This is a genomic window from Devosia psychrophila (genome assembly GCF_000971275.1).
Classification (GTDB): Bacteria; Pseudomonadota; Alphaproteobacteria; order Rhizobiales; family Devosiaceae; genus Devosia; species Devosia psychrophila.
In genome coordinates, this window is sequence record NZ_LAPV01000109.1 from 1 (window position 1) to 745 (window position 745).

A 745-nucleotide genomic window follows, 5' to 3' on the forward strand; every position below is an offset into this window, starting at 1 on the left:
ATGAAGTTTCGGACATTGCGGTCGAAGCGGGTGGCAATGCGTCGCCAGTCTTTGAAGCGGCAGAACATGCGCTCGATGACGTTGCGCTGCTTGTAGATCGCGCGGTCGTAGTTGTACTGGATCTTGCGGTTCTTGCGCGGCGGAATGACGGGCTCGGTGCCACGCTCGACCAACCACTCGCGCAGCGCCTGGCTGTCGTATCCCTTGTCCGCGACGAGTTCGGCCGACGCTGGCATGGCCGCGATGCAGAGCTGCGCGACCTTGCAATCGTGAACGTTTCCGGGCGTCAGGAGCAGGACGCAGGGGCGCCCCTTCTCGTCGCAGATCGCATGGAGCTTGGTGTTTCGTCCGCCTTTCGTGCGGCCGATACCATGAGCCAAGGCCCCCCTTTTCCGCCGCCTGCGCAGCGATGAACCTTAATGCAGCTGCTGTCGATGAATAGCCGGTCGGGCGCATCGCCTGCTCCCGCCAGCGTGCTGAAAATGCCTTCCCAGATGCCGCGCCCGGACCAGCGGACGAACCGGTTATAAAGCGTTTTCTTCGGACCATAGACGTCGGCACAGTCTGCCCAACGGCCGCCACAGCGCAGGGCATGGACGATCCCGCTCAGCACGCGACGATCATCTACCCGGGGCTTGCCGCGCACGTCGGTTGGAAGCAGCGGCTCGATCCGGGCCCACTGCGCATCGGAAAACCAAAAGAAATCACCCATAATCACCGCCTCCTCAATGAGGCAGTGAATCAC

General features: G+C 62.3%; 1 protein-coding gene. It reads right to left on the minus strand.

Annotated elements, in window-relative coordinates; genetic code table 11:
- Window positions 1–712 (minus strand): IS5 family transposase gene (locus WH91_RS23395; RefSeq protein WP_144408366.1). Its coding sequence is split into 2 segments (ribosomal slippage), with 710 coding nucleotides annotated over them: window positions 1–377 and window positions 380–712; the frame shifts between segments, so codons are not numbered across the junction. This gene is flagged as partial in the annotation.
- Window positions 713–745 lie beyond the last annotated feature (33 nt).